This is a genomic window from Paraburkholderia sp. BR14374, from assembly GCF_040948685.1.
GTDB lineage: Bacteria > Pseudomonadota > Gammaproteobacteria > Burkholderiales > Burkholderiaceae > Paraburkholderia > Paraburkholderia youngii.
The window spans coordinates 467,768-493,616 of sequence record NZ_JBFPKF010000004.1 but is presented as its reverse complement, the minus strand read 5'-3'; the positions used below and the strand labels follow the sequence as shown (position 1 = coordinate 493,616).

Annotated in this window: 30 protein-coding genes; 10 read left to right on the top strand and 20 right to left on the bottom strand. The window is 64.7% G+C overall.

Features of this window, described 5'->3' with window-relative positions:
• The first annotated feature begins 129 nt into the window (after positions 1-129).
• On the top strand, positions 130-768 hold the full coding sequence (locus AB3X86_RS12515; RefSeq protein WP_184227453.1) for an alkyl hydroperoxide reductase: 639 nt from the start codon (positions 130-132) through the stop codon (positions 766-768).
• Between the two features lie 165 nt (positions 769-933).
• Here the strand turns inward: AB3X86_RS12515 and AB3X86_RS12510 are convergent, their stop codons facing one another.
• From AB3X86_RS12510 to AB3X86_RS12500, 3 genes are read right to left on the bottom strand one after another with little or no spacing between them, the layout of a single operon-like run.
• Entirely contained in the window at positions 934-1,992 is a 1,059-nt protein-coding gene (locus AB3X86_RS12510; protein WP_368596218.1) for a hypothetical protein, read from the bottom strand.
• Positions 1,989-3,248: an MFS transporter gene (locus AB3X86_RS12505; protein ID WP_368596217.1), complete on the bottom strand. Its 1,260-nt coding sequence runs from the start codon at positions 3,246-3,248 to the stop codon at positions 1,989-1,991. Before AB3X86_RS12505 ends, AB3X86_RS12510 begins: the two co-directional genes overlap by 4 nt.
• On the bottom strand, positions 3,164-3,457 hold the full coding sequence (locus AB3X86_RS12500) for a hypothetical protein (protein ID WP_368596329.1): 294 nt from the start codon (positions 3,455-3,457) through the stop codon (positions 3,164-3,166). Before AB3X86_RS12500 ends, AB3X86_RS12505 begins: the two co-directional genes overlap by 85 nt.
• A 128-nt stretch (positions 3,458-3,585) precedes the next feature.
• Between AB3X86_RS12500 and AB3X86_RS12495 the strand changes: the two genes are divergently transcribed.
• On the top strand, positions 3,586-4,647 hold the full coding sequence (locus AB3X86_RS12495; protein WP_368596322.1) for a DMT family transporter: 1,062 nt from the start codon (positions 3,586-3,588) through the stop codon (positions 4,645-4,647).
• A 214-nt stretch (positions 4,648-4,861) separates the two neighbouring features.
• Here the strand turns inward: AB3X86_RS12495 and AB3X86_RS12490 are convergent, their stop codons facing one another.
• The 6 genes from AB3X86_RS12490 to AB3X86_RS12465 form a co-directional block, all read right to left on the bottom strand.
• Positions 4,862-5,860, bottom strand: coding sequence for a universal stress protein (locus AB3X86_RS12490; RefSeq protein WP_368596216.1), 999 nt, complete (start codon positions 5,858-5,860; stop codon positions 4,862-4,864).
• 127 nt (positions 5,861-5,987) lie between these two features.
• Positions 5,988-6,461, bottom strand: coding sequence for a bacterioferritin (locus AB3X86_RS12485; protein ID WP_176123812.1), 474 nt, complete (start codon positions 6,459-6,461; stop codon positions 5,988-5,990).
• A gap of 36 nt (positions 6,462-6,497) precedes the next feature.
• Entirely contained in the window at positions 6,498-8,579 is a 2,082-nt protein-coding gene (gene tkt, locus AB3X86_RS12480) for a transketolase (protein ID WP_368596215.1), read from the bottom strand.
• A 278-nt stretch (positions 8,580-8,857) separates the two neighbouring features.
• Positions 8,858-9,403: a cupin gene (locus AB3X86_RS12475; RefSeq protein WP_176105983.1), complete on the bottom strand. Its 546-nt coding sequence runs from the start codon at positions 9,401-9,403 to the stop codon at positions 8,858-8,860.
• A 52-nt stretch (positions 9,404-9,455) separates the two neighbouring features.
• Complete coding sequence (locus AB3X86_RS12470; RefSeq protein WP_176123809.1) at positions 9,456-9,632, bottom strand: hypothetical protein; 177 nt, start codon at positions 9,630-9,632, stop codon at positions 9,456-9,458.
• 61 nt (positions 9,633-9,693) lie between these two features.
• Complete coding sequence (locus AB3X86_RS12465) at positions 9,694-10,026, bottom strand: hypothetical protein (protein WP_368596214.1); 333 nt, start codon at positions 10,024-10,026, stop codon at positions 9,694-9,696.
• A gap of 173 nt (positions 10,027-10,199) precedes the next feature.
• Between AB3X86_RS12465 and AB3X86_RS12460 the strand changes: the two genes are divergently transcribed.
• Positions 10,200-10,436, top strand: a complete 237-nt coding sequence (locus AB3X86_RS12460; protein ID WP_176105986.1) for a hypothetical protein — start codon at positions 10,200-10,202, stop codon at positions 10,434-10,436.
• 48 nt (positions 10,437-10,484) lie between these two features.
• On the opposite strand, the gene AB3X86_RS12455 is transcribed toward AB3X86_RS12460, so the two are convergent.
• Complete coding sequence (locus tag AB3X86_RS12455) at positions 10,485-10,730, bottom strand: DUF6723 family protein (RefSeq protein ID WP_368596213.1); 246 nt, start codon at positions 10,728-10,730, stop codon at positions 10,485-10,487.
• Between the two features lie 173 nt (positions 10,731-10,903).
• On the opposite strand from AB3X86_RS12455, the gene AB3X86_RS12450 reads away from it, so the two are divergent.
• Complete coding sequence (locus AB3X86_RS12450; protein ID WP_368596212.1) at positions 10,904-11,203, top strand: hypothetical protein; 300 nt, start codon at positions 10,904-10,906, stop codon at positions 11,201-11,203.
• 121 nt (positions 11,204-11,324) lie between these two features.
• Here AB3X86_RS12450 and AB3X86_RS12445 read toward each other — a convergent pair whose 3' ends face one another.
• On the bottom strand, positions 11,325-11,999 hold the full coding sequence (locus tag AB3X86_RS12445; protein WP_176105989.1) for a MarC family protein: 675 nt from the start codon (positions 11,997-11,999) through the stop codon (positions 11,325-11,327).
• A gap of 110 nt (positions 12,000-12,109) precedes the next feature.
• On the opposite strand from AB3X86_RS12445, the gene AB3X86_RS12440 reads away from it, so the two are divergent.
• From AB3X86_RS12440 to AB3X86_RS12425, 4 genes are all read left to right on the top strand, one after another.
• Positions 12,110-12,325, top strand: a complete 216-nt coding sequence (locus AB3X86_RS12440; RefSeq protein WP_368596211.1) for a hypothetical protein — start codon at positions 12,110-12,112, stop codon at positions 12,323-12,325.
• 24 nt (positions 12,326-12,349) lie between these two features.
• Complete coding sequence (locus AB3X86_RS12435) at positions 12,350-12,565, top strand: DUF3311 domain-containing protein (RefSeq protein ID WP_368596210.1); 216 nt, start codon at positions 12,350-12,352, stop codon at positions 12,563-12,565.
• Positions 12,562-14,037 (top strand): sodium:solute symporter, encoded by a 1,476-nt coding sequence (locus tag AB3X86_RS12430; protein WP_368596209.1) that lies wholly within the window; start codon positions 12,562-12,564, stop codon positions 14,035-14,037. Before AB3X86_RS12435 ends, AB3X86_RS12430 begins: the two co-directional genes overlap by 4 nt.
• Before the next feature lie 109 nt (positions 14,038-14,146).
• Complete coding sequence (locus AB3X86_RS12425) at positions 14,147-14,797, top strand: glutathione S-transferase family protein (RefSeq protein WP_368596208.1); 651 nt, start codon at positions 14,147-14,149, stop codon at positions 14,795-14,797.
• A gap of 12 nt (positions 14,798-14,809) precedes the next feature.
• Here the strand turns inward: AB3X86_RS12425 and AB3X86_RS12420 are convergent, their stop codons facing one another.
• Together AB3X86_RS12420 and AB3X86_RS12415 are read right to left on the bottom strand one after the other, a co-directional pair.
• Positions 14,810-16,003 carry a diguanylate cyclase gene (locus AB3X86_RS12420; protein WP_368596207.1) on the bottom strand — a complete coding sequence of 398 codons (1,194 nt, stop codon included), beginning with the start codon at positions 16,001-16,003 and terminating at the stop codon, positions 14,810-14,812.
• The gene (locus AB3X86_RS12415) at positions 15,963-16,715 is read right to left on the bottom strand and encodes a hypothetical protein (protein WP_368596206.1); all 753 of its coding nucleotides are present in this window, start codon (positions 16,713-16,715) and stop codon (positions 15,963-15,965) included. Before AB3X86_RS12415 ends, AB3X86_RS12420 begins: the two co-directional genes overlap by 41 nt.
• 581 nt (positions 16,716-17,296) lie before the next feature.
• Here AB3X86_RS12415 and AB3X86_RS12410 point away from each other — a divergent pair.
• Positions 17,297-18,364, top strand: coding sequence for an aromatic acid exporter family protein (locus AB3X86_RS12410; protein WP_368596205.1), 1,068 nt, complete (start codon positions 17,297-17,299; stop codon positions 18,362-18,364).
• Positions 18,365-18,407: 43 nt separating this feature from the next.
• On the opposite strand, the gene AB3X86_RS12405 is transcribed toward AB3X86_RS12410, so the two are convergent.
• From AB3X86_RS12405 to AB3X86_RS12385, 5 genes are all read right to left on the bottom strand, one after another.
• Positions 18,408-18,803: a cupredoxin domain-containing protein gene (locus AB3X86_RS12405; RefSeq protein ID WP_176123799.1), complete on the bottom strand. Its 396-nt coding sequence runs from the start codon at positions 18,801-18,803 to the stop codon at positions 18,408-18,410.
• Positions 18,804-18,839: 36 nt separating this feature from the next.
• Positions 18,840-19,784, bottom strand: coding sequence for a metallophosphoesterase (locus tag AB3X86_RS12400; RefSeq protein WP_176105995.1), 945 nt, complete (start codon positions 19,782-19,784; stop codon positions 18,840-18,842).
• A 172-nt stretch (positions 19,785-19,956) separates the two neighbouring features.
• Positions 19,957-20,916, bottom strand: coding sequence for an aldo/keto reductase (locus tag AB3X86_RS12395; RefSeq protein WP_368596204.1), 960 nt, complete (start codon positions 20,914-20,916; stop codon positions 19,957-19,959).
• 49 nt (positions 20,917-20,965) lie between these two features.
• Positions 20,966-21,580, bottom strand: coding sequence for an HAD family hydrolase (locus AB3X86_RS12390; protein ID WP_368596203.1), 615 nt, complete (start codon positions 21,578-21,580; stop codon positions 20,966-20,968).
• 80 nt (positions 21,581-21,660) lie between these two features.
• On the bottom strand, positions 21,661-22,836 hold the full coding sequence (locus tag AB3X86_RS12385) for an epoxide hydrolase family protein (RefSeq protein ID WP_368596202.1): 1,176 nt from the start codon (positions 22,834-22,836) through the stop codon (positions 21,661-21,663).
• A gap of 118 nt (positions 22,837-22,954) precedes the next feature.
• Here AB3X86_RS12385 and surE point away from each other — a divergent pair, with 118 nt between their 5' ends.
• Positions 22,955-23,734: a 5'/3'-nucleotidase SurE gene (gene surE / locus AB3X86_RS12380; protein ID WP_368596201.1), complete on the top strand. Its 780-nt coding sequence runs from the start codon at positions 22,955-22,957 to the stop codon at positions 23,732-23,734.
• Positions 23,735-23,765: 31 nt separating this feature from the next.
• Here the strand turns inward: surE and AB3X86_RS12375 are convergent, their stop codons facing one another.
• Entirely contained in the window at positions 23,766-24,509 is a 744-nt protein-coding gene (locus tag AB3X86_RS12375) for a DUF4148 domain-containing protein (protein ID WP_368596200.1), read from the bottom strand.
• A 473-nt stretch (positions 24,510-24,982) separates the two neighbouring features.
• Complete coding sequence (locus AB3X86_RS12370) at positions 24,983-25,618, bottom strand: carbonic anhydrase (protein WP_176123793.1); 636 nt, start codon at positions 25,616-25,618, stop codon at positions 24,983-24,985.
• Positions 25,619-25,849 lie beyond the last annotated feature (231 nt).

The following is a 25,849-nucleotide window of genomic DNA, read 5'->3' as shown; positions in this document are numbered from 1 at the left end:
TTCGGGGGGAGCATTGCGAGGCACCCTCTACCCACCGACCGGCGCCGCCGGTTGTGGGCACTCGCGTGTTGTTGTGGCGTTAGGCTCCTCACATAGCCCTGTGCAGGTTGCTACGGAATCGAAATTCAAATGCTGAACATCGATCTCAGGTCACAACTGCAGACGTATTTGCGAAACCTTCGCAGACCCGTCGAATTAATCGTGTCACCGGGCGGTAGTCAAACATCGCACGAAATGCTGGCGATGCTGAACGAAATTGCGTCGTTGACCGATTTGGTCACGGTCGTCGAGGAGCAGCACGGCGACGAGCGCAAGCCATCGTTTTCAATCAGGCAGGTGGGAGCAGATGCCTGCATTCAGTTTGCCGCCACCCCAACAGGCCCTGAATTTTCGTCCCTTGTCCTTGCAATACTCCAGGTTGGAGGGCATCCCGTCGTAGCCGACAGTACGACCATCGAACGGATTCGAACACTGGAACGTGACTACTATTTCGAAACCTATATTTCGTTGTCGTGCGGAAGCTGTGTGGACGTTGTGCAAGCGCTGAACATGATGGCGGTGATCAATCCACGGATTCACAACGTTACGATCGACGGCGGAATTTTTCAAAGCGAGCTGTCCGCGCGTGAAATTAGCGTCGTGCCGACGATCTACATGAACGGCGAGGTCTTCGGCGAGGGGCGCAGCAGCTTCGTGGAGCTCGGCGCAAGACTTCTCGACATAGAAATGAGCATGAGAGCGGCACTGCGTGCGGCGAGCAAGTCGTAACCGCGCCGTCGCACAGAAAACCAACCTTTGATGAAACCTCGCGCGCGAAGCCCATTTCATGGATCGCGAGCAGCATCGTCATGCCCTCGCTCGCGAGATCGCGTACGATCAGATTGATCCACGCGCCACCGAAATGAGCTTCGAGAAGCGCCGACGCAAGCACCGCTACCGCGATCCCTTGGATGCAAGCGCCATGATGCGAAGCACGGGCCGACCATCGACGTTCTTCAGCGGGAAGTAAGTGCGGTGTGTCGCGGGATCGACGCCGACGACATGGGCGTTGGGTCCTACCCTGCCCTCACCTGCTTTCGATACGGCAGACCCCGAGACGCGGAACATCGACACGATGCCGGCTTCGCCCGCCACGTAAAGCAGATGCGCGCCCGGATCGTAAGCGAGCACGTCGGGCCCGCCGCCGACGTCGAAAGTCTGAGTGACGCGCCTTGTCAGCAGGTCGAGCACGATCAGCTTGTCATTGTCTTCACACGCGATGAACGCGAGATGCACTTGAGGGACGATGGCGAGGCCGTGGTTGCCTTTCGCACCAGGCAGATTGATCCGGCTGATAATCGTGTCGGTCGACGGGTCTATTTCGACGAGCTGCCGCCGCGTCTGCACATTGACGAAGATATGGTGCGAGTCGGGGTCGTACTGCGTGTTGCCCGCTTCTCCACCCAACTGGATAGTGCTCTTTCGCTGGTTGGTGTGCGTATCGATCACGGTTACCGTGCCGCCCGTCTCATCCGACACATAAAGTCTCTGGGAGTTGGGCTCATATGCGATGCCGTCGGGGTAGACGCCGCCCGCCACACGCGCCACCACATGCATGCTGGCCTCGTCGATCGCGACGACCTCGTTGGTGCCGGTCGCCGACGCATACATCCGCCCGAGTTCCGGCACGGCCAGTACCCCATGTACTGACGCAATGTCGGCGACGCGGGACACAACGCTCGACTTGAGCGTATCGAACACCACGACTTCACTGTCGCCAAGATGAGCGATGAACAGCAGGTGCCGGTCAGCGTCATGGCTTACGTAGTCCAGACGCGTGGCGCGGCCCGGCAACGGGACGTCGGCGATGTGATCGAGCGGCAGGCGGACCTCCGACTGCGCGGCGCGCGCTGGTGAAATGACGTGTACCAGAATGCCTGCCGCCGCCGACACTACGAGCAGGATGACGTAAAGCGATATGGCTGGTGGCCCGCAGGGACGCGTGCGCGTCATGGCGACCGTCCTTCCGGTTCGATGTGGCGAAACGCTGCGAGCAGCGAAAGATCGTAGGCGATCTTGAGCACGCCGCAAGCGACAAGCGGAGCGCCCAGCCATCCAAGGCCAAGCAACGTACCCGACAGCACAGGCGCGAGCGCTGCCGCAAGACTTCGCGGGACGGCGGTGAAACTCGCGGCGGCAGGACGTTCCATGGGCGTCACTACCGACATCACATAGGCGCTGCGGGTCGGCACGTCCATCTGCGACAGGGCACTTCTCGCGAGAAGCAGCGCCAGAGTCAGTGGGAGCGACGGCGAGAACGCGGCCGCGATCAGGCAGACGCTGGATGGCATATGCGTGAACACCATCGTGTTCAGCAGACCAATCCTTCGCGAAAGCGGCGCCGCGACGAGTTGGGACGCAGCGCTCAACATGCCTGCCCAGAAGAAGAACTGACCCACTGCGCCGGGCGAAAGCCGGAACCGCTGGATCAGCCACAGCGCGAGCAGCGAGTTGACGAGAAGACCGCCCGCGAACGCGTCGACACTGAACAGCAGTGCGAGGCGAATCACGATCCCGCGTGACGGTCCGAGCGGCGCACGCACAACACGCGCCTGCGGCACGCGTGCGGGCAAGCGCAGGTAGAGAAGCCAGATGGCAAACCCCATCAGCGCATAGACCACGAACATGGCTCGCGTCGCGGACAGTGACGAGACGGCCAGACCCGTAGCGATCCTGTCCGGCAGTGCGGCAGCGAGCGCGCCCACCGCCGCCGACAATGCGCCGATCAGGCTATAGCGTGCAAAGAGCGAAGTACGCGCGTCGCCACTAGCGGATTCCGCGAGCCGTGCATGTTCCAGGGGAAGGAACAGGCTTACGTCGCCGGAACCCGGATTCAGGGTTCCAATAAAAGCGACGACCAGCAGCGGCCACAGCGAAGAAAGGCTGGCGAACGCGAGACCTGTACCTGTCATCAGCGCGGCGGCAAACAGCAGCAACAAGTGCAGGGCGACGCGATTGCCGACAAAGCCGATCAGAACCGTGGCGAGAGCAGAACCGAATAGCGTTGCGGTGCTGATCAACCCGACAGTCAGTTGGCCGAATCCGAGCCGGAGAAGATAGACAGGCAGCAGCACCGCGACGAATCCATCGCAGATACCCCGCAAACCGCGAGCCGCAAGCAGTGTCAACGCGCCACCTTCCACGCCGCCCGGCAGAACCAGACTGGAGAGCCGGGAGTGAAGCGTCGCCGATGAGACGTTGCATCGCATGACAGTGCTATGCGCGCGTCGCTGCCTTTAGCCGCGAAGCCGCGTTCCCAGTTGGTGATGTTGAGAAGCTGGCTGACGTACTGATATATGCCGTCCCGAAGGACAGCGCAGCCACGGGCTTTCAGCGCACGCCAGTAACGCATCCGCGCGGTGGCGTTCTCTGTCGGAAGAGTCAGCACCAGTAGCAACCAGGTTGAAAGCGTGCTCATGTAGATTACGTTACGTCGCAGTAACGATTCCTACAAGCACGCTTTTGGCTGCCTGCTGCGAGTTTGATCCGTCACCCCAGCAATGGTCTGTAAACTGTCCCTTCTGCTGCGAACATGAGGTTGAAGTTGTGAAATCAGGATACGCCGCGATATTCACCGCATTGGCCGCCGCGGCGCTGTTCGGCGCCGCGACACCGTTGGCCAAGGCGCTGCTCGGCTCGGTCAGCCCGTTCATGCTCGCAGGCCTGTTTTATCTCGGTAGCGGCCTGGGGCTTGGCGTCGGCATCGCGTGGCGCACCTTCCGATCGCGCGGGCGTCAGTCCGGCGCGCACCACTGCATCATCAAAGGCGAGCTACCCTGGCTGATCGGGGCAATAGCGATGGGCGGCGTCGCCGGGCCCGCATTCCTGATGCTGGGCCTGTCCACCACACCAGCGGCAACGAGTTCGTTATTGCTCAACCTCGAGGGCGTGTTGACCGCAGTGATTGCCTGGGTGGTCTTCCGGGAAAATGTCGACATTCAGGTTTTTCTCGGGATGGTGGCGATCGTTGCGGGCGGCGTGCTTCTGTCGTGGCATCCGGGCCAGACAGGCGTGCCGGTAGGTGCGTTACTGATCGTCGGCGCGTGTCTGTGCTGGGCAATCGACAACAACCTGACGCGCAAGGTCTCGGCGAACGACGCGATGGTGATCGCGTGTCTCAAAGGGTTGGTGGCCGGTCCCGTGAATCTCGGCATCGCGCTCGCGGCTGGCGCTTCGCTTCCTTCAGCAGGAACCATGGCGGCGGCGATGCTGACCGGGCTCAGCGGTTACGGCATCAGCCTCGTCTTGTTCGTTATCGCGCTTCGGCATCTCGGTACGGCGCGTACAGGCGCGTACTTTTCTGTAGCGCCGCTTTTCGGTGTGATCCTTTCGCTGATCATATGGCCCGCCCTGCCCAACCTGTCTTTCTGGATTGCCGCGGCCCTGATGGCGCTGGGTATCTGGCTGCATGTGCGCGAGCGGCATGAGCATGAGCACAGTCATGAGTTTCTCGCACACACGCACCGGCATCGTCATGACGAGCATCATCAGCACGAGCATGATTTTCCTTATGCCGGTGACGAGCCGCACACGCATCCTCACGTGCATCTGCCTGTTACCCATTCGCACGCGCATTTCCCCGATATTCATCATCGGCATCCGCATTAGTTGTGCGCACGAGGATCGAACTAGTCCAAGGTCGAGAATGCGTCTGGCGCGAAGTCTGCAATGTCGTCGCCGCGACCTTGCCGCACCTTTTCGAACATGCTGCGTCTTGCAGCAGCGCACGTCCCACTGCCGCCCGATCGAACTCTCCTCGTTCGAGTCGCGCTAGCAGCTCGTTCAGTGGAGCCGATCGCGCGATTTTGCCCCCCGGCCAGGTTCAGGTTCGCGTCGAACTCCGAAAACGCGGGCTGCCAGTAGATGCCGAAGTGGCGTCGCTAGCGTGGATCAGCAGAATTGGCGTTTGCGTGATTTGCAAGACCCGCCCAGCGACGCTGCCGAGTATCCAGCGTGTGATGCCGCGCCTGCCATGCGTACCCATCACGAGCAGTTGCGCCTCCCAGCCGCCCGCCTCGCGCACGATCGCATGAGCAACATCGTCGTCGGTTCGGTTCGTCCTGACGAGCGCTGTCGAGACCCGCGCCGACACGCGCCCCAGAACCGGCTCGGCAGCGGCTATTGCCTCCTTGCCTTCGCCGACGAACGAGTCCTCGAGCGAATCGATCGGGATCCAATCGGAGAGCCGCACGGCGCGATCGATCACATAGACCGCTCGCAATTCGGTCTTGGACGTAGCGAACCGTATTCCGTACTGCAACGCGGACATCGACAGAGAACTACCATCGACCGCGAACAGGATGCGCTCGGGCAACTCGCTTTGCGTCGTGCTGTAGCTCTGCGGGACGACCAGCATCGGGCAGCGCAGACGTCTCGTCAGCCGTTCGGACACCGTACCCTCGGCCCAACGCTGCAACCCCTGGTGTTGACGCGCGCCTATCACCATCAGGTCGGCTCTCCATGTGTCGGCCGCCTCGATCAGGGCATCCACGACGTCGTTACCGCGCTTCGCGAGGTCGATGACTTCCGAGTCGATACACGCATCACACGCGGCTAGCGATTGCGTCGCCCGATCGAGCGCCTCGAGCGCATCGCGGAGCAATTCATCGCGCGCCAGATCCAGCATGTGGCCGACGCGCCGGCCGGTCGGAAATAGCTTATGGGGATTCTCGGCCACGCTCACGAGGCGGACGTCGCATCCGGCGGGAAGGAGCTTTCGCGCGTAGTCGAGCGCCCGTCGGGATGCTTCCGATGAATCGACTGCGATCAGCACTCTGCGCGGCAGCGTCGAGATGGCGTCGCCTGAATGGGGGGAATTCATGGTTGGCTCCGTACTCGCAGGTTTGGCGGCGTGGTGACGAATGGCGTCGACTATGAGATCTACGCGAAACGCGACGCCTGAGCGGCCCCTCTGCGATGCCCCGCTCATCACAGAGGGCCGTCTACGATCAAGCCGGGGGTGCCTGCCGTTCCTCCGACGTCGTCATTTCCCCTGGGCGGCGCAACATCTTGTCGACCTCGCCCGCGTGCATCTCTTCGACGTGGATCATCTGACGGGCGAATTCCTCGAGTGCAACCGAGCGGTCTTCCACCAGCGCCAGCAGATCGCGATACAACTGCAACGCGACATTCTCGGCTTGCAACGACTCGCGGAGGATCGAAGCGATATCGAAGGTATGCGAGTCGAGCAGAGGACCGATCGCCAGCGACGGATAGGCGCCCAGCGTGGTAATCCATTCGCCCGCCTGCTGTGCGTGCAACAACGATTCGTCCGCCTGAGCGCGCAACCACTCCCGGATCGGGATGCGTCCGAATCCGAAAACAAGCAACGAATAGTGCGTATATCGGACGACGCCGGCCAACTCGGATTCGAGAATCCGGTTCAGCACCGCAACCACGTCCTCCTTATTGATCTCGGCCATTTGATGTCTCCTTTCACTCAAACCGTCGCCGCACGCTCAAGCGCCCTTCCCCTTCTTCACCCGCTCGATCTGCTGCTTCGCCGCCTGATACACCGCTTCCGGCGTGAAACCGAACTTCTTCTTCAGATCCGCAATCGGCGCCGACGCGCCGAACGTATGCATGACGACCTGCGCGCCGAGCCGCCCCGTATACCGATCCCAACCGAGCGACGCAGCCTGCTCGACCGCGACGCGGGCTTCCACGTCCGCCGGCAGCACCGACTCCTGATACGCGCCGTCCTGGCGCTCGAAGATGTCCCACGACGGCATCGACACCACGCGCGCCGCGATGCCCTCGCTCTTGAGCTTCTCGTACACGTCGGCGCAGATCGACAGCTCGCTGCCGGTCGCCATCAGGATCACCTCGGGCTTCTTGCCATCGGGCGCATCGGCGAGCACATACGCGCCGCGCTTCACGCCGCTCGCGGACGCATATCGGCTGCGGTCGAGCGTCGGCAGCGGCTGGCGGGACACGACGATGCACGCCGGCCGATGCGGCTGCGTCAGCGCGACCCGCCACGCCTCGGCCGCTTCGTTCGCGTCGCCGGGACGCAGCACCGTGAGGCCGGGCACGCCGCGCAACGATGCGAGCTGCTCGATCGGCTGATGCGTCGGACCGTCTTCGCCGACGCCGATCGAATCGTGCGTGAACAAATAGATGGCCGGCACTTCCATGATCGCGGACAGGCGGATCGGCGGCTTCATGTAGTCGCTGAAGATCAGGAACGTCGAGCCGTACGCGCGCAGATTCGATAGCGCGAGCCCGTTGACCACCGCGCCCATCACATGTTCGCGAATGCCGAAGTGCAGGTTGCGGCCGCCATAGCTATCCGCCTGGAAGCTGCCGGCGCCTTCGAACTTCAGGTTGGTTTTCGTCGACGGCGACAGGTCGGCCGCGCCGCCGATCATCCACGGCACGCGCGCGGCAATCGCGTTGAGCACCTTGCCCGACGATTCGCGTGTCGCGATCCCCTTAGGATCGGCGTCGAAGCTCGGGATGTCGCTGTCCCAGCCCTGCGGCAATTCGTGCGCCTGCATCTGCGCGAATTCGCGCGCGAGCTCCGCGTACTGCTTTTTGTAGCTGTCGAACTTCGCCTGCCATTGTTCGCGCGCCGCCTTGCCGCGCGCGCCGATGCCTTGCGCGAAGCGTTCGTGCACGCCGTCGGGCACGTAGAAGAACTTGTCCTCGGGCCAGCCGTAGAACTTCTTGGCCAGCGCGACTTCGTCGACGCCGAGCGCTTCGCCGTGCGCGGACGCGGTGTCCTGCTTGTGCGGCGCGCCCCAGCCGATGATGCTGTGGACCACGATCAGCGTCGGCCGGTCGGTCACCCTCTTCGCTTCGACCAGCGCCTTTTCGAACGCGGCGGTGTCGTTCGCATCGCCGACGTTCAGCGTGTGCCAATTGTAGCCGTGAAAGCGGCTTGCCACATCGTCGCTGTACGCGAGGTCGGTATGGCCTTCGATCGTCACGCGGTTGCTGTCGTAAATCCAGATCAGGTTCGACAGCTTCAGATGCCCCGCGAGCGAGGCCGCCTCGTGCGAGATGCCTTCCATCATGTCGCCGTCGCCGCACATCGCGTACACGCGGTAATCGAACAGCGGTGCGTCCGCCCGGTTGAAGTGGTTCTCGTACCAGCGCGCGGCCATCGCCATGCCGACGCTATTGCCGAGCCCCTGGCCAAGCGGTCCCGTGGTGGTCTCGACGCCGGTCGTCATCCGGTACTCGGGGTGGCCCGGCGTATTGCTGTCGATCTGGCGGAAATGCTGGATGTCGTCGAGCGACACGGCCGGCGCGCCGGTCGGCTTGCCGTGTTCGTCGACGGCTTTCACGTTGGCCAGATGCAGCAGCGAATACAACAGCATCGATGCATGCCCGACCGACAGCACGAAGCGGTCGCGATTCGGCCACAGCGGCTCGTCAGGGTCGTAACGCAGATGGTGTTGCCACAGGTGATAGGCGATCGGCGCGAGCGCCATCGGCGTGCCGGGGTGGCCGGAATTGGCCTTCTGCACGGCGTCCATCGACAGCGTGCGGATCGTGTTGATGCACAGCTGATCGAGGGAGGGATCGTTTTGCATGGGACGCTCCTTGTTCGGCATTTCGGGAGACGGCCGACGCACACCGCTGAGCGCGCGGACGGATCGGCGCATCGTGTCGTCATGGAAAACGCGCGCGTCCGGGCGTATCCACGAGGACACGAAGCGGGACGCAAAGCCGCACGTGGAACCGCACACGTGCCGACGCTACTGCCGAAAGCGCGCGGGAAAATCGCGGCGAAGCCCACAGATGATGCGCCTAACCGCGCAACTCTGCACGCCACCCCGCAGCAGACCGGCTGCTTCGCGAACGACGAAGTTCACGCCGCCTGCAGCCAGAGCTCGACCACCGGACCATGCTTGCCGTCGATCGGATCGAGCGGCGGAAACGGCAGCGCCAGCATCTCGGTGAGTTCCTGCGGCGTCAGCGCTTCGCGGCGAATGTCCCACTGCTGCCCCAACGGATAGCCCGCCACCACCTGAAAATGCGGCTCGAACGATTGCAGACAATGGCCGGTGCCGGCCGGCAGCAGCAGCACGTCGCCCGTATGCAGCCTCACCACCCGTCCGCCGGGTCCGCCGACGATCACTTCGGCGCTCGCGTCGGTCACGCCGAGCACCTCGTGCGCGGTCGCGTGAAAGTGATGGAAGTCGAAGATGCTGTTGCGCCACTGCGCGGGCCATGCATTGCGCTCGAACAGGATTTCGAACGCGGCGGGCAGATTGCCGCTGCCGGGCGACAGCGCGCGCCGGTACAGCACGACCGGCAGCTTGCTGTTGTTCGGCACCCAGCCGTGCGGTTCCAGCATGAAAGCTTCGTATTCGGTCTGCGCGGCGTCGAAGCCGTGCTTTGACTCGTTGAACATGATTGCTCCTGGCTTGTGATGCGGTTGCCGCGAACCGGCGCTCCAGCACCGGCTAGCCTCCGCCGATGCCCTGCAGCACCTTGCCCGTGCCGCCGCACACGGTGCAGCGAGCACCGTCGACCTTGCCGGTGCCGTGGCAGGCGCGGCAAATGTCCTCGCCCGCGCCTGGTGTGTTGGGCGGCGCTTCGTCGCCGGGGTTCATCGATTCGGTTGAGTTGTCCGGTTGCATGCGCTTTCTCCGGTTGAAGGTTGACGGACTGGATGCACGGGCTGGCTCACAACGCGCCGCGTCATTGCTCGCCCGGCTGCTTGCGATGCGATTCGCGCCCGCCGCCCCCTGGCGGTTCGGCGTGCTCGCCGGTGCCGAGCGGCACCTCGGCGCCGTGCCGCGGGCTCTCGCTCGAACGTGGCGGATTGGTCGCTTTATCCACGCCGGTCTGCACGACCGGTTCGATGCCGAGCGGACTCGGCTCGACGTAGTGCGTGCCACTCGGCCTGTTGCGGGCTTTGACTTCGTCGGATATCGCGGGCGCGGCGCGTTCATCCGGCCTCGTGGACTGCTCGCCACCAGGTGTGGCGGCCTGCTGCCGGGTGTCGGCGTTGGTCGATTGCGGATCTGGCATCACGCCCTCCTCGTGTGTTCGGCCGTTGACTCGCGTTGTGACGCGGCATCTCGAACGGCCACCTGGTTCATGCAGCAACATTCGAGCCTTGCCGATGAAGTCAAGCGCAGCGCGACAGGCACGGCCATTGCGAGCTCTCGCTTTGTAAAAAGGAGAACCCGAAGGAGAACCCTATGAGCATCACGACTATTCGCGTATCCGGCACCGAGGTGCAGGTCGAGCGCACGCTGTACACGTTCGCGCAAAAGAGCGACGCCGATGCGTTCCAGAACTGCCTCGTCGAGGGTTCGGTCGACACCTGCTATCGCGATCACCCGCCGCTGGCGACGCGCCCCATCGAGCCCGACGAACATCCGGACGATCCTGCGCGTGGCAGCACGATTTCCCCGTCGCTCGGCGGTATGCCTTGATCGCGTCTGCACGTGTCGCGGAACAGGCACCGCACCGGCCGCGCGCGCTCAGCCTTCGGGTGCGGCGCGATCGGCCGCGACGAGTTCGCGGCCATACGCAATCGCGGCGCGGCGAGCTTCGTCGGCGGTCGCATAGGGGCCGATCTGCGGTGCGCCGTCGAACGGAAACAGAATCCGCCTGTCCGCTTTCCTCACGACCTTCAGTCCACCTATGTATCGGCCGTCGCCTGTTCCGTGATAGCTGGCGAAAATCTCGAAGTCGTCGTCAGCAACGTCGGCCTTGTGTCGCGCCATATGCGTTCCTCTTCCTGTGCTTTGCGTGGGTGATGTCCAATGCGAGCCGGGCGCGCGCGGTCATCGCGATGCGGCGTGTGCGGGTTTTCAGCAAGTCACGTTCCACGCAACGACATCCGTCGTCATGCGGCACGAGCATTGCGCGTCTGAACGAAGACTTTGTGGAGACCTTGATGGATTTACCTGACACGAGCCGGCAGGCGCCCCGTGCAATCGGCACATTCGACCTGGACGCACCCACCCTGGCGCGGATTTCGACGCAGACGCTGCCGCTGCCGCTGCATCTGCATGTGCCGACGCCGCCCGAGGTCGACCCCGAGATCCCGCCCAAGGCGCCGCCGCCGAACATCGACCCGGATCCGATCCCGGACGATCCGCTCGACGACCCCAACGGACCACCGGAAGGCGACCCGCCCGCGGCGCCGCCGCCGTTGCACGCATGGCGCCGGCGGTTGCCGTGCGTCGCGGATTGAGCCCATGTCCGACGGCCAATATGGGAGGATCGACAGTTATCCTCATTGCCATGAGCGCGCCCGAACACGAAGACGGCAACAAGGACGACGACCTCGGTCTTTATCGGCGCGCGACGCGTCGCTACGGGGTAGTCGCCCGCATCGTCGCGATCGGAGTCAGGAATTCCGACACGCCGGTCAGGATGATCTGCACGCCGATGCACAGCAGCAGGAACGCCGACACCCGCAATGCGACCTTGGTGCCCTCGACGCCGAGATAGCGCGCCAACACCGTCGCGCGGCTATAGATCAGATATACGCAGACGGCCACCGCGAACGTGATCGCGACCGAAGCGATGCTCGACATCACGAACGCCGACAGCTTGTGCGTACGATTCGCGGACAGCGCGATCGCGGTCGCGATCGAGCCGGGCCCGGTGGTCAGCGGCACGGTGAGCGGAAAGAATGCACGGGCCTTCGCGGTCTCGGCATCGACGCGCTTGACGTCCGTCTGCTCGGCCGGCGTGTCGGGCGCATTGAGCATCTGCCAGCCGCCGACGGCGAGCGCGAGCCCCCCGCCGATGCGCAGCGCCTCCATCGAGATACCGAAGAAATGCAGGATCGGCGTGCCGATGAAGAACGCCACCAGCAGCACGCAGGCGGCGTTGATCGCGACCTTGCGGGCAAGCGCGTCGCGCTCGTCGAGCGTCAACGATGCGGTCCGATCCAAAAACACGAACGCGCCGCCGAACGGATTGATGATGCTGATCATGCCGATGAAGCCGAACATAATGTCCGAGATCAGACTTTCGACCATGTGCGTGTCCGTGTTTCTGCGTGTGCCTGCATGTGCTCGCGGGGGTTCGCGCGTGGGCGCGGTGCCGGTCATGAATCCGGCACGCATCGCGCGGACCGGAAAATGCTGCAATGCTCGCAGATCATATCGCGGCGCGCCAGTCGCCCAGTAAAAAGCCGCGCGATACATGGCGCGTCACGTCGCGTCCCGCTTTGCACCGCAGCAATCCGTGCGGGAAAGATGCAATTGCAACGGTCGAAATCCTCGCATTTATTTTGACCTACTTTACGGGAGCGAAGTATCCGGCATACAGTCATCAGCGAAGCCGGAATTTCAACGACACATAACTACCCGTTCGAGGAGTTGCCCGCATGCTTCTTCGTGTACTTGCCGCGTTGCCGTTCATCGGCATTCTGGTCGGCGTTACGTTTGTCAATCGGGTCGAGCCCATCGTGTTCGGCATGCCGTTCGTGCTGGCCTGGATCGTCATGTGGGTGGTGTTGAGCGCGATCATCATGGCGATCGTCTACAACCTCGATCCGTCCAACCGGCGCGTCGCCGCCAATGGCGAGGAGGTTCGCCCATGAGCGCACTCGTCATCATCGCTGCCGTTACGCTGTTCGCGCTGTTCCTCGGCGTGCGCGCGAAGCGCGGCCACGACATGAGCCTCGAGCAATGGAGCGTGGGCGGCCGCAGCTTCGGCACTGCGTTCGTGTTCCTGCTGATGGCAGGCGAAATCTATACGACCTTCACGTTCCTCGGCGGCAGCGGCTTTGCATACGGCAAGGGCGCACCGGTCTACTACATCCTCGCGTACGGCACGCTCGCGTACATCCTGTCGTACTGGATGCTGCCGCCGATCTGGCGCTACGCGAAAGCGCACCGCCTCGTCTCGCAGCCGCACTTCTTCACGCGCAAATACGAAAGCCCGGCGCTCGGCACGCTGGTCGCGCTGGTCGGCGTGGCCGCGCTGATTCCGTATCTGGTGCTGCAATTGAAGGGCCTCGGCATCATCGTCGCGACCGCGTCGTATGGCGTGATCTCGTCGACGGCGGCGATCTGGATCGGCGCGATCGTGGTGACCTCCTACGTGATCGTGTCGGGTGTGCGCGGCTCCGCATGGAACTCGGTGGTCAAGGACCTGCTGATCCTCGCGATCGTGCTGTTCCTCGGCATCTATCTGCCGCTGCATTACTACGGCGGATTCGCCGCGATGTTCCGCACCATCGACGCCGCCCGTCCAGGCTTCCTTACCTTCCCGGCGCACGGTTCGAGCGTCGTATGGTTCCAGTCGACCGTGCTGCTGACCGCGCTCGGCTTCTTCATGTGGCCGCATACGTTCGGTTCGATCTTCACGGCGAAGGACGAGCGCATCTTCCGCCGCAATGCCGCGATCCTGCCGCTCTATCAGCTGATCCTGCTGTTCGTGTTCTTCGTCGGCTTCGCGGCGACGCTGCGCGTGCCGGGCCTGAAGGGGGCCGACATCGACCTGTCGCTGTTCCGCCTGTCGCTGCAGACGTTCGATCCGTGGTTCGTCGGCGTGATCGGCGCGGCCGGCATCCTGACCGCGCTGGTGCCGGGCTCGATGATCCTGACCTCGGCCTCGACGCTGCTCGCCAACGACGTCTACCGCGGCATGGTGAACCGCAAAGCGTCCGATGCGTCGGTCGCGATGATCGCGCGCGTCCTCGTGCCTATCGTCGCGCTGGTCGCGGTCTTCTTCACGCTGAACGGCGGCGAAACCATCGTCGCGCTGCTGCTGATGGGCTACAGCTTCGTCACGCAACTGTTCCCGGCCGTGATCTGCAGCCTGTTCCCGCGCAACCGCGCGACGAGGCAAGGCGCGTTCTGCGGGATCGTCGCGGGCGTCGCAGTGGTCACGCTGACCACGACGCTGCACTGGAGCGTCGGTCAACTGATGCCGTTCCTGCCCGAGGCGCTGAAGGACGTCAACATCGGCTTCCTCGCGCTCGCGGTCAACGTGATCGTGTTCGTGATCGTCAGCGCGGTGACGCAGCCGAGCGCGGCCGAGCAGGAGAAGCACGCGTCGGCGCATTGAAAGACAGCTAGCGCCTGATGCATCTGAAGGGGCTGTTCGCTTCGGCGACAGCCCCTTATTCTTCCGGTTCACGGTTCGACCGCTCGTCCCTCGACCCACGGAGCCCGACATGTCCTACGTTCTCTACTACTCGCCCGGCGCGGCCAGCATGCCCGTGCACTGGATGCTGCTCGAAATGGGCGTGCCGTTCGAAGCGCGCCTCGTCGATATCGACGCGGGCCAGCAGCACGATCCCGAGTATCTGCGTTTGAATCCGGCCGGACGCGTGCCGACGCTGGTCGTCGATGGCGTGCCCCGGCATGAATCGGCCGCGCTGCTGATGCTGCTCGCCGAGCGCCACGCCGACGCCGGGCTCGCGCCCACGCCGGGGTCGGCCGCGCGCGGCGAATGGTTCGAATGGATGATCTACCTCGCGAACACGCTGCTGCCCGCGATGCGCGACTGGTTCTACGCCGGCAGCGACGGCGACCCGGCCGGCGCCGACGCGGTGCGCGCGCTCGCGCAACGCCGCATCGAAGCGGCGTGCGAGCGGCTCGACGCGCATTTCGCCGGCGGCCACGCGTACCTCGCGGGCGAGCAGCTCAGCACCGCCGATCTGCTCGCGCTCGTGCTGATGCGCTGGACCCGCAACATGCCGCACCCGGCGACGGTGGGCTGGCCGCATCTCGCGGGCTATATCCGCATGCTGCGCGCGCGGCCGGCGTTCATCGAACTCAATGAGCGCGAGAAGCTGACGGAGTGGCGCAACGAGGCTCAGTGACGCTCGACAGGTTCACATCGTCGCTTCCCTGCCCGTCTGCGCCGCGAATGCGAAACCGTTCTTGCCGTCGCGCTTGACCCGATACATCGCGGCATCGGCGGCGGCGATCAGACGGCGGTGATCGTCGACGTCGTCGGGATAGCTCGCGATGCCCACGCTCGCGCGCACGCAGCCGATTCCCATCTGCTCGTCGGTCTCGACCACGCAGGCCATCAGCCGGCGCGCGATCTCGGCGAGCTCGTCATCGCCGGCGAAGGTGCGCACCAGCACCGCGAACTCGTCGCCGCCGATGCGCGCAACGAGATCGCCTTTGCGCACCGACGCGCGAAACCGCTCGGACACCGCGGCGAGGAATTCGTCGCCGGTGCGATGCCCGAACGAATCGTTGACCTGCTTGAAGCCGTCGAGATCGATATAGAGCACGGCGAGGCGCGGCTCGACGGCCGCGGTCCGCGCGTTTCTGGCGGCGGCGTCGAGCGCGCCGAGCAGCTTGCGGCGGTTCGACAGGCCGGTCAGCGAATCGTGCAGCGACGCCAGTTCGAACTCGTGCGACTGCCCCGCGAGCTGGCGGTTGCGCTTCGCGTACATGCCGAGCGCCGTGATCAGCATGCAGAACAGCAGCGCGGCGAGCGCGATCAGCGTGCGCGCGACGTGCGTGACGCGCAGCCGCACGTCGGCGCTCGCCGCGTCGCGTTGCGCGCGCCAGTAGGCCGAGACGCTGCCGAGCACCGCCGCGACGGCTTCGGGCGTCGCCTGGGCCGGTGACATCGACGGAATGGGCGGCGCCGGCGACGGACTCGCGTTGACGAGCGCCGCGAGCGACGCGAAACGCCGCGCGAGTTCCGCGCGCGCCGCCTCATAGCCCGGCACGAACGACGCGTCGTGGCTCGCCGGTGCGTTGGCCATGTGCTGCCACGCGGCCAACTGTTCGCGCGCGCTGTCGACGCGCCCGGCGGCTTCGAGCACGAGGCCCGCGTACTCCTGCTTCAACTGATCGGAAAACACCGTGCGGATCTGCATCGCCACATACAGCAGGCCGAACAGCAGACACAACAGCGCGGCCACGGCGACGCTCGCGGGCCCCGGCCGGAAGCGCCACACCGGCCCGCGCGCGCGCGCGGCGCCGCGCAGCCACGCTTGCCCCGCTGACCCGGCGACCCCGTGCTCAGGGATGGGAGTAGGGATCTTGCTGTCGGCCGTTGTCATGTTGACGATAGCTCACGCGTCGAAAGAACTGTCCGATCCGCGCAAACAGACCGCCGTTGTGCTGCGACGACGCGCGCCGCTCCTGCTGCGCGACGCGCGTTTCTTTCGCATGTTGACCGCCCGCGGGCTTCGCGGTCGAATTCGCGACGTGCCGCATGGAGCGCGGCGGTGGCGTCGGAACGATCGGGGCGGTGGGTGGGTGGTCCGACAGACCCGCCGACAGATCCGCCGAGGCATCGACCGGGGTATCGGCCAGCGCGGTGGTGGGATTCGACTCGGGCGTACTCGGGTGGACCTGCCCGGACCACACGGCCGGGTTGGTGTCCTCGAAGCCGCCGTTGGAGCCGGCCGTTGCGAGCGCGACGTCCGACGCGGTGGGCTGGGTGGCTGACTGCGCGATGACGGGCGTGGCGGCCTCCTGCGGCGCGTGCGCGACGGCCACCGTCGGCACCGCGGGCGCCGATGAACCGAGCGCCTGGCGTGCGCCCGCAATGGCATCCGCGTAGGTCTGCTGATCCTGGTTGAACCAGACGCCGTAGGCGACGGTGCCCATCACGCCAAAGGTCAGCGCGCCGGCCGCCGCGAGACACAGCGCGAGGCGGCCGAAGCGCGGCGGCGGGACGCCCGATTCGTCCGTGCCGTCGGGTTCGAAGGAGGAACGGCCGTCCGTTGTGGAATGACGCAAGTCGGTATCGTCGGGATCGGTAGCCATCGCAATACGCTCCGGGTATGCCACTTCCTGCTGACCAGCTGGCGCACTGACGAGCCGCCGCGTAAGCCGCGCTCGCGGGCTGCCGCCGCACGCAATGCTCAATGAATGTAATCCTGTCGCGAACCGCCGACAACACAGCAGCGTTGCGTTTGCGCGTCGCTTCCAGGGTGCTTCGAACGACGCCGCCGGATACCGCGTGAGCTGGCAAAAAAGTGCGCAAAGCTGGTAAAAACTCCAACTCCGCTAATCGCTCGACAGCCAGCCGCGCGCCTGCCGTCACCGCGACGCCCGATGCGACGCGGGTTCCGCGAAACGCGCCATCGGGGTGGCCGTTTCGCACGCAACAACCGCGCCTGAACGCGCACTCACGCGCGACGCCGACAGCGCCGCTTGAAACCCTCGTGGGACTTAGCGCCGGGCGCCCTTAAGCCGCATCTCGCGAACCTGATAGCGTGCGAATTCCCGAAACCATTCGCGCCCGGTGGTAAGGTCACCTGCGCGCATGTCGCGAACGCGTGCCGTCCCTGACGCGGCCCGGCCTCACGCGGCCCGGCCCCACCTCATCGGTCAGCATGAGAATCATGTCGAACAGGTATCAGCACCAACCCCTCACGCCGCTGCGCCGCGCGCTCGCGCGCTTTTCTCTTTCGGAAACCGCCAGATACACGAAGCTGACGCTCGGCCTGTGGATCGGTTTCGGCATCCCGTACCTGCTCGGTTTTCCCGACGCGGCGGTGCCGCTCGCCGGTTCGACGATGCTGACGCTGGCGCTCGGTAGCTCGATTTCGGCGGCGCGAAGCTACTTCTACAAGCGGGTGTTTTCCAACGTGGTGGCGATGCCGATCGGCACGCTGCTGATCTGGCTGACCGCACCGCACCTGTGGATGGGCGCGGCACTGCTGCCGCTCGTGATCTTCAGCATCGTCGCGCTGCGGCCGTCGCTGTTCCAGATGACCAGCATCACGGTGCCGATCACGCTCGTGCTCTATACGGGCGAACATCTCCCTCTGCTCGAACAGCGTCTGATCGGCGTGGTACTCGGCATGTTCCTCGGCTTCGTGATCCAGCAGATCGCATTTCCGCCCGATCATGGCTACTGGGCGAACACGCTCGTCAACGACGGCAACGAACAGGCCATCGATGTCGTCGCGCAACTAGCCGCGGCTCAGCTCGACAAAGCGCAGATCAAGCCGGCGGCCTCGAAGCTGCGCACGCTGAGCACGAACCTGAAGCAGGCTCACCTGCTGCTGAAGACCGACCTCGAGCAGGCGTGGGTGTCGCCGCATCTGAAGCGCAACGCGGCCAGGCTGCCGGTGTTCGCGTGCTATCAGGAGACTTTCGATTCGCTGGTCAATTTTCTGGAAACGATGGACACGTTTCACGATCAGTTCGCCGCGCTCGATGCCGCGTGGCGCGAAATGTTTCTCGCGCGGCTCGCGCGGCTCGTCAGCGCTCACCGGCAACTGGCCGAGGCGGCGGACCTGCGCGCCGAGCGTCCGCGGCTCGACGCCCCGCCTCTGCATATCGAGGACCTGCGTCAACTGACCGAGGACCTGCCCGCGTCGAACGTGTTTACGAGCGTGTACCTCGGACATCTGACCGGCTACGGGATTCTGCTGTGCCGGTTGAGCGAGCTGCATACCGCGTGAGCGGCGCGGGTTGCCCGGTTCGCCTCGCCGCTCATGGCACCGCTCATTGCACGGTAATGGTCGCCCTCATGTTCGGATGAATGCCGCAGAAGATCTTGTACACGCCCGGTTTATCGAATTTGAATTGATAGGTGTCGTTCTGATCCAGCGCGGCCGAGCGGAACAGCCCCGCGTCGTTGACCACAGTGTGCGGCTCGCCGTCGAGATTTTTCCATGTGACCGTCGTGCCCGCCTTGACGGTCAAATCCGTCGGCGTGAAATTAAAGTTTTTCATGAACATCGCATTAGGTGTCGCCGCGACGGTCTGCTGCTGCGCCGGCTTCATCGGCATCTGCATCGGCATGGTGGTTTGCGCGAAGCCGAGCTCCGCCGACATCGCCAGAATCGCGGCACTGCCGAGCGCAACTGCGAGTACTCGGCCCATCAGGTTGGTTGGCATCATTGATCTCCTCGAGCGTAAAAGTAGCGCGTGCGCTCAGGCGAGCGTCGTGTCGTCGAGCGTCGCCTTCAGCGGATGACGCGCGATGCTGACGCTCGTCACGCCGAGCATCTTCGGCAACTGGTCGCTCGCGACCTTCAGCGGCCCCGGGCCTTCGCCCTGGCCGGCGGTCGGTTGCGGATAGGCGGTCGAGCGCGCGGTATGGAACGTCACGTTGCCTTCGACCTTGGTCACGATCTGGTGAATGTGACCGTTCAGCACCGTCACCGAACCGAAGCGCTTCAGATAGTCCATCGCCTGTCCCGCGTCACCCGTGCCCCAGCCCCACGGCTCGTAGATCGTCCACATCGGCATGTGCGCGAACACGACGACCGGGGTGCTCGACGTGCGGCCTTTCAGATCGTTTTCGAGCCATTCGAGCTGCTCGCTGCCGAGACCGCCGAGGCCATTCGGCTTGAAATGCATCACGTTGACGAGGCCGACGAAATGCACGCCCTGATGATCGAAGCTGTAATAGCCGCGGTTATCCGACGCCTTGCCGAAACGGTTGAAGTACTCGGTGCCGGGGCCGTCGGTGACGTCATGCTCGCCGGGAACCGTGTGCAGCTCGGTGATCTTCAGTCCCGACATCAGCTGCGCGGCCAGATCGAATTCAGAGGGCTTCGACAGATGCGTGATGTCGCCGGTGTGAATCGCGAGCGGCGGCCGCGACGGCATCGCGTTGACGTAATCGATCGTCTGTTTCAGCGTGCCCGCGACGTCGGGATTCGCTTCCTTGTTGAAGCCGATATGCGTGTCGCTGATCTGCAGAAAAAGCGGCGTGCCCGCCACTGGCGTCGCGGTGTTCGCGTCGGCCGCGAGCGCGAGTTCGACCGGCGTCAGCACGCCGCCCGACAGCATGAACACGGTGCCCAGGCCACCGAACGCAAGACACTTCAGCGCGCCGCGACGCGCCGGATCGAATGAATGTTGTGACGACATGATGACCTCACGATAGGGATTCGCCGAACCGAACCCGGTTCGTGAGGCATGACTGTCGTGTGGCGGGTTTTATTCCCGCGTCGTGCGGCGTTTGCGGGACGCGGCGCGTGTATGTGAATAGAAAGCAGCCCGTAAACGCAGTGACGGATTGCGCACTGGATTGCGCATCGCGTCAGCCGCCGACCGCCGCGACGATCCGCGCGCGCATCGCAGCGTCGGGCAGCGGTCCCGATCCCGCGCGCACGTTGTCCGCCATGTATTGCGGCCGGCCGGTGCCGGGAATCACGACCGTCACCGCGGGCTGCGCGAGCACGAATTTCAACAGAATCTGCGCCCAGCTCGTGCAGCCGATTTCGGCAGCCCATGCGGGCAGCGGCGTTTTCATCATGCGCGCGAGCAAACCACCGCCGCCGAACGGCTGATTGATCACGACGCCGATGCCGAGATCGGCCGCGAGCGGCAGGATGCGTTGCTCGGCCGCGCGATCGTCGGCGGCGTAGTTGATCTGCACGAAGTCGGGCTTCTCGCTGCGCATCACCGCCGCGACCTCGTCGAACGCGCTCGACGTGTAATGTGTGATGCCGAGATAGCGAATCCGGCCGCGCGCTTTCCAGTCGCGCAACGTCGCGAGCTGCGTGCGCCAGTCGAGCAGATTGTGGATCTGCATCAGATCGACATGCGGCTGCTGGAAACGCCGCAGCGATTCCTCCATCTGCGCGATGCCGGCTGCGCGTCCCTCGGTCCAGACCTTGGTGGCGACGAAGGCCTTGCGATGCGCGTCGAGCTGGGTGAGCAGCGCGCCCGCGACCGCTTCCGACGAACCGTACATCGGCGAAGAATCGATCACCGAGCCGCCCGCTTCGAACAGGATGCGCAGCACGTCGGCGAGCTGGGCGCGCGCGGCGGCATCGTCGCCGACGTCGAAGGTACGCCACGTGCCGCAGCCGATCACGGGCAGCGCTTCGCCGGTGGACGGGATCGCGCGGCGGTTCATGCGGGGTAAGGAGGTACCGGATTGCGCGGGTGTTTTAGTCTGCGCGGACGTGACGCGCGACCACGCGAGTGTTGCCGGTAATCCGAGCGCCGCGCGCAGAAAGCGGCGGCGGTGATCGTGGTTCGACGCAAGTGCCATAGCCGTTATGGTGCCCTCGTGCGTGGAAGTTCGACCGTCATCGCAGCGGCTAAAGCACACCGCGCCGCGCGAATTCGACCGCCAGGCCATCCGCGTCGACGAACCGGTAGCCCTGCAACCCAGCCGCGAGCGCGCCGTCCACGTTGGCCTCGCTGTCGTCGATGAACAGCGTCTCCGTTGGGACCGCGCCGAGCCGTTCGACGCAGCGCAGATAGGTTTGCGCGGCGGGCTTCGCCGCGCCGAACACCGCCGACGAATACACGTGCGGCCCGAACAGCCGCGCCACGGGCGGATTCAGATAAGCGATGTGGTCGGTCAGCAGGCGGCAGTTGTTGGTCAGTATCGCGATGCGGCAACGCTGCGCCGCGCGCGACGCCAGCGCGAGCGCCGCTTCGTTCGGCGTGATCGACGCGAGCCGCGCGTCGAGCCATTCGGCGCGGCTCACCGGATAACCGAGCAGCGCGCCGAGTTCGCGCAGATATTCGTCGTCGCTGATTTCGCCGCCGTCGGCGCGCGCCTCGAGTCCCGAGCCCCAGATCGCATGACGCACGGTCTCTTCCGCGCAGCCCGCGATCGCCGCGAGACGCTCGACACGCGCGGCGCGGTCGTAGTGCGACAGCACACCTTCCAGGTCGAACAGAAGCAGCGTGACGGGTGCGCTCATGCCGTCGGTCTCCGGGGTTGAAGTTTGCGCCGCGCGCCGCGCGCCATGCGCCATGCGCTTTTTGCGCGCTACGCTGCGGCCTAACGTGTTTTCTGCCGCAACGGCCTGAAGAACTTGCGAATCTCGGCCGCCAGCAACTCTGGCTTTTCCATCGCCGCGAAGTGCCCGCCGGCCGGCATTTCGCTCCACTGCACGACGTTGAAGGTTCGTTCGAGCCAGCTGCGCGGCGGATGATTGATCTCTTTCGGAAACAGCGCGAAGCCGACTGGCGTGTCGATGCGCTCGCCATCGGTGAATCGCATCGGCTGCAGGCGGTTTTCCCAATACATCTGCATCGCCGGGCCGATGCACTGCGTGAACCAGTACAGCGAGATATTGGTCAGCAGCTCGTCGATCGAGAACACGCTTTCGACGTCGCCGCCGCAATCGCTCCACGCGCGAAACTTCTCGCCGATCCATGCGGCGAGTCCCACCGGCGAATCGTTCAGCGACGCGGCGACTGTCAGCGGTTTGGTGCTGTGCTGATGCGCGTAGCCGCCTTCTAGTGCGGCCCAGTCGTTTTTCTCGCGCAGATAGTCCCGCTCGGCCGGGGTCGGCTCCCGCTGCGCCGCGCCGATCGCCGGCTCGTAGGAACTCGGCAGGAAGTTCAGGTGGATGCCGTCGACCACCCGCGGATGATGCGCGGCCAACGCGATCGACACGCCCGCGCCAAGATCGCCGCCCTGCGCGCCGAAGCGCTCGTAGCCGAGCCCGCGCATCAGCGACACCCACAGGTCCGCGACCCGGAACGCGGACATGCCGGCCTGCGCGGGCGCAGGCGAAAACGCGAAGCCCGGCAGCGACGGCGTGACGACGTCGAAGGCGTCGGCGGGATCGGCGCCGAACGCGGCGGGATCGCACAACTGATCGAGCAGCGCGTGAAACTCGAAGAACGAACCGGGCCAGCCGTGCGTGATCACGAGCGGATAAGCCTGGAATCCCGGTGTGACGCTCGCGGCGCGCCGATGCGCGAAGTGCACGGTCTGGCCGTTCACGTCGGCGAGAAATTGCGGCAGCTGGTTCAACTTGCGTTCGGCCGCGCGCCAGTCGAACTGCCCAGCCCAATACGTCGCGAGTTCGCGCAGCCAGGCCGGGTCGGCGCCCTGCTGCCACGCGGGCGCGGGCGTCGCGGGCGCCCAGCGGGTCGCACGGATGCGGTGGCGCAAATCGTCGATGTCCTGATCGGCGATCGCGATCTCAAACGGGTCGATCTGCATGGCGGGTCGTCCTGGGTCGGTTGGCGGCTCAACGTCATCGTACGCGCGTCGAATGAAAGCCGGATAATGGGCGTCCCTTCCCTACGATCCATTGACCGACCCACAGGAGATTGAATCGATGTCCGCTTACGAATCCAAGGTGCCGCGAGTGCTGCTGACGAACGACGACGGTATCGACGCGCCCGGCCTCGCCGTGCTCGAAGCGGTTGCCGCCGAGCTCGCGCACGAAGTCTGGGTGGTCGCGCCCGAGCACGACCAGAGCGGTACGTCGCATTCGATCAGCCTGCATTCGCCGCTGCGCGTGAGCCGCCAGGGCGAACGCCGTTTCGGCGTCACCGGCACGCCCGGCGATTGCGTCGTGATGGGCGTGCGTCATCTGATGCGCGAGGCGCCGCCGGCGCTGGTGCTGTCCGGCGTCAATCGCGGCGGCAATCTCGGCATCGAAACGATGTTCTCGGGCACGGTCGGCGCGGCGATGACGGGGCTGCTGCTCGGACTGCCGTCGTTCGCGCTGAGCCAGGTATTCACCGATCGCGAGCGCGTGCGCTGGGAAACCGCGCGCACGCTCGCGCCCGGCGTGATCCGTCAGTTGCTCGCGATCGAGCATGCAGCGCCGACCTGCCTGAACATCAACTTCCCGGACGTCGATGCAGCCGATGCCGGTCCGCTGACGCCGACGCGCCAGGGCGTCGGGCTCGTCAGGGACATCGAGGTGCTGCCGGAAGTCGATCCGCGCGGCATCGCGTATCACTGGCTGCGCTTCGATCGTGGCCCGCGCGAGAACGATGCCGACAGCGAAACGGCGACGGTCGCGGCGGGCCGCGTATCGGTCACGCCACTCGCGTTCGATCGCACCGACGAGACCACCTTCGCGCGGCTGGCCGCGTCGTTGATCTAAAGGTTGATGGGACGCGGCGCGGCGCCCTGCTTCAGTGCGCTCCAGGTCCCGACGGTGCGGGTCTGCCGAACGCGGGCATCGTGCCGTTCTCTCTCGCGCGCACGAGTTCGGCCTCTACCTCGGCGCGGGTTTTGGGGCCGCTGTTGGCAACCGCCTGAGTCGCGGCCTCGCTGCTCTGCCCCGAGCGCGGCATCGACCACGCCGATTCGACGCCTTGCGTTGCATGTTGCGGCGACGGCCGCGCCTCTGGGATCACGCCAGCCGCTTTCTTGCCGGAGCGCTCGGCAGTAGAACTTTTCCGGTAGCTGCTGCCCCGTGCATGAGTACCCGATGTCGTCACAGCGCTTTGCGCTGAACGCGGTTTCGTGGTGGTGCCCGATGCAATCCGGCTATGGTGTGCGCGCACGGTCTTTGCCGCGGGCGGCGCCTGGGTCCGGTTCGAAGTGACCGCGGGCTGTGGCGGCAAATTCGTCGGCTGCGGCTGCGGTTGCACCTGCGGTTGCGGCTTGTTCGACTCCCGCGCGTACTGTAGCGCCGCGATGGCCAGTGCGTCGCCTGCCTGCGCTCCGATCGACGCGGCCGGCTGAGACCGCAGCGCAGTCACGTCGTCGCGCATCGCATGGTGCCGCGTCGCCGCCGCGCCCGTCGCGCCGACACCCCGTTCGCCGTCTGCGACGAGGCTCACGTCCCGGCCGGACGACCAGTCGTTGTCCAACTGCGACACGTAGGCCCCAATCGTCACCGCGCCGAAGACGAGGCCCGTCAACACGATCATTCTCGGTTCGCTGTACAAGGCACGCTCCCCATTCCGACAGATCGACGACCCATTAGTCAAAGTGTCGGCGATCAGAAGGACAGTGTTTTCCTTTTAGACCCAACAACTGACGAATCGGCGGATCTCGTCGTGGATGTGTCCGAAACCGACGGGGATTCTTCTGTGCAAACGGGCCCTTTAATCGGAGTCCCAAGCCAAGAGGTCCATTTCGCCGCGAACCCGAGCGCGTCGATCAAGGTCGAGTACGTGCACGGCAGCGGAGCGGCGAGCATGCCTCTGTTGTGATCGAACCCGGCTGCGAAGAGCCCTGATGTGTCGAAGGTCGTGCCGTCGGATTCGCTGGTGACGTCGAGCTGATAGAAAAAACAACGCGGCGCACCGGAAAATCCGTTGCGCCGCGTTCTTTTTAGGCAAGGCTTTTAGCAAGCTCGGGCTATTGATTTCTCAAAGCAAAACCGGTTTCAAATGCCACGTCAACCCGCATAAATTTCCGGATTCTCTGTAAGCGACAAAAAGTTACCGGTATTCCCATCGAGCGCGAGCATTTCGCCGCTTTCGATATCGAAGATCCAGCCATGCAGCCGCAGCGTCTTGTTCACGAGTCCGACCGCCACCGACGGATGCGTGCGGATATTGGCCAGCTGCGCGATCACGTTGTCCTTGACCAGCGCCGCGAGACGCTCCGCATCCGAGCAATAGTGACGCGACGCGTTGATCGCTTTCGCCGCATCCGCGTGACGCAGCCAGCTCGCGACCGCCGGCATGTGCTCCAGGTTCGTGCAGGACGAGATCGCCGTCATCGCGCCGCAGTTCGAATGGCCGCAGATCACGATGTCGGTCACGCCGAGCACGGCGATCGCATATTCGACGGTTGCCGACACGCCGCCCGGCTCCGGGCCGTACGACGGCACGATGTTGCCCGCGTTGCGGATCACGAACAGTGAGCCCGGCTCGGTCTGCGTCAGCAACTCCGGCACCACGCGGCTGTCCGAACAGGTCACGAAGAGCGTGCTGGGATTCTGCGCAGTCGATAAACGCTTGAAGAGCGCGCTTTGCTGTGGAAAGACCTCGCGTTGAAAGCGGATCAGACCTTCGATGATTTCCTGCACGATTTTCTCCAGAGAATCGAAGAGACGGATTTAAAGTTTGCCGCGACTATACCGCAGCCTTTCACTCGTCGCGCGAATCACCGTGCTAATCGTCGGACGCTCCAGCGTCGAATTGCCAGCGAAATAATGGTGTGCCTGGACGCGCCCATAAAAAAAGACCCGGCTGCCGGCAGCCGGGTCCAACTCTCTCGCTCACACGCATGAAGCAATGTGTGCGTCGATACTGTAGCC

Bases quoted from the DNA above. Each gene is read 5' to 3' on its own strand.
- AB3X86_RS12515 (WP_184227453.1), top strand. From the start codon at position 130: ATGCTGAACATCGATCTCAGGTCACAACTGCAGACGTATTTGCGAAAC.
- AB3X86_RS12510 (WP_368596218.1), bottom strand. From the start codon at position 1,992: ATGACGCGCACGCGTCCCTGCGGGCCACCAGCCATATCGCTTTACGTC.
- AB3X86_RS12505 (WP_368596217.1), bottom strand. From the start codon at position 3,248: ATGCGATGCAACGTCTCATCGGCGACGCTTCACTCCCGGCTCTCCAGT.
- AB3X86_RS12500 (WP_368596329.1), bottom strand. From the start codon at position 3,457: ATGAGCACGCTTTCAACCTGGTTGCTACTGGTGCTGACTCTTCCGACA.
- AB3X86_RS12490 (WP_368596216.1), bottom strand. From the start codon at position 5,860: ATGAATTCCCCCCATTCAGGCGACGCCATCTCGACGCTGCCGCGCAGA.
- AB3X86_RS12485 (WP_176123812.1), bottom strand. From the start codon at position 6,461: ATGGCCGAGATCAATAAGGAGGACGTGGTTGCGGTGCTGAACCGGATT.
- tkt (WP_368596215.1), bottom strand. From the start codon at position 8,579: ATGCAAAACGATCCCTCCCTCGATCAGCTGTGCATCAACACGATCCGC.
- AB3X86_RS12475 (WP_176105983.1), bottom strand. From the start codon at position 9,403: ATGTTCAACGAGTCAAAGCACGGCTTCGACGCCGCGCAGACCGAATAC.
- AB3X86_RS12470 (WP_176123809.1), bottom strand. From the start codon at position 9,632: ATGCAACCGGACAACTCAACCGAATCGATGAACCCCGGCGACGAAGCG.
- AB3X86_RS12465 (WP_368596214.1), bottom strand. From the start codon at position 10,026: ATGCCAGATCCGCAATCGACCAACGCCGACACCCGGCAGCAGGCCGCC.
- AB3X86_RS12460 (WP_176105986.1), top strand. From the start codon at position 10,200: ATGAGCATCACGACTATTCGCGTATCCGGCACCGAGGTGCAGGTCGAG.
- AB3X86_RS12455 (WP_368596213.1), bottom strand. From the start codon at position 10,730: ATGGCGCGACACAAGGCCGACGTTGCTGACGACGACTTCGAGATTTTC.
- AB3X86_RS12450 (WP_368596212.1), top strand. From the start codon at position 10,904: ATGGATTTACCTGACACGAGCCGGCAGGCGCCCCGTGCAATCGGCACA.
- AB3X86_RS12445 (WP_176105989.1), bottom strand. From the start codon at position 11,999: ATGGTCGAAAGTCTGATCTCGGACATTATGTTCGGCTTCATCGGCATG.
- AB3X86_RS12440 (WP_368596211.1), top strand. From the start codon at position 12,110: ATGCTCGCAGATCATATCGCGGCGCGCCAGTCGCCCAGTAAAAAGCCG.
- AB3X86_RS12435 (WP_368596210.1), top strand. From the start codon at position 12,350: ATGCTTCTTCGTGTACTTGCCGCGTTGCCGTTCATCGGCATTCTGGTC.
- AB3X86_RS12430 (WP_368596209.1), top strand. From the start codon at position 12,562: ATGAGCGCACTCGTCATCATCGCTGCCGTTACGCTGTTCGCGCTGTTC.
- AB3X86_RS12425 (WP_368596208.1), top strand. From the start codon at position 14,147: ATGTCCTACGTTCTCTACTACTCGCCCGGCGCGGCCAGCATGCCCGTG.
- AB3X86_RS12420 (WP_368596207.1), bottom strand. From the start codon at position 16,003: ATGACAACGGCCGACAGCAAGATCCCTACTCCCATCCCTGAGCACGGG.
- AB3X86_RS12415 (WP_368596206.1), bottom strand. From the start codon at position 16,715: ATGGCTACCGATCCCGACGATACCGACTTGCGTCATTCCACAACGGAC.
- AB3X86_RS12410 (WP_368596205.1), top strand. From the start codon at position 17,297: ATGTCGAACAGGTATCAGCACCAACCCCTCACGCCGCTGCGCCGCGCG.
- AB3X86_RS12405 (WP_176123799.1), bottom strand. From the start codon at position 18,803: ATGCCAACCAACCTGATGGGCCGAGTACTCGCAGTTGCGCTCGGCAGT.
- AB3X86_RS12400 (WP_176105995.1), bottom strand. From the start codon at position 19,784: ATGTCGTCACAACATTCATTCGATCCGGCGCGTCGCGGCGCGCTGAAG.
- AB3X86_RS12395 (WP_368596204.1), bottom strand. From the start codon at position 20,916: ATGGCACTTGCGTCGAACCACGATCACCGCCGCCGCTTTCTGCGCGCG.
- AB3X86_RS12390 (WP_368596203.1), bottom strand. From the start codon at position 21,580: ATGAGCGCACCCGTCACGCTGCTTCTGTTCGACCTGGAAGGTGTGCTG.
- AB3X86_RS12385 (WP_368596202.1), bottom strand. From the start codon at position 22,836: ATGCAGATCGACCCGTTTGAGATCGCGATCGCCGATCAGGACATCGAC.
- surE (WP_368596201.1), top strand. From the start codon at position 22,955: ATGTCCGCTTACGAATCCAAGGTGCCGCGAGTGCTGCTGACGAACGAC.
- AB3X86_RS12375 (WP_368596200.1), bottom strand. From the start codon at position 24,509: ATGATCGTGTTGACGGGCCTCGTCTTCGGCGCGGTGACGATTGGGGCC.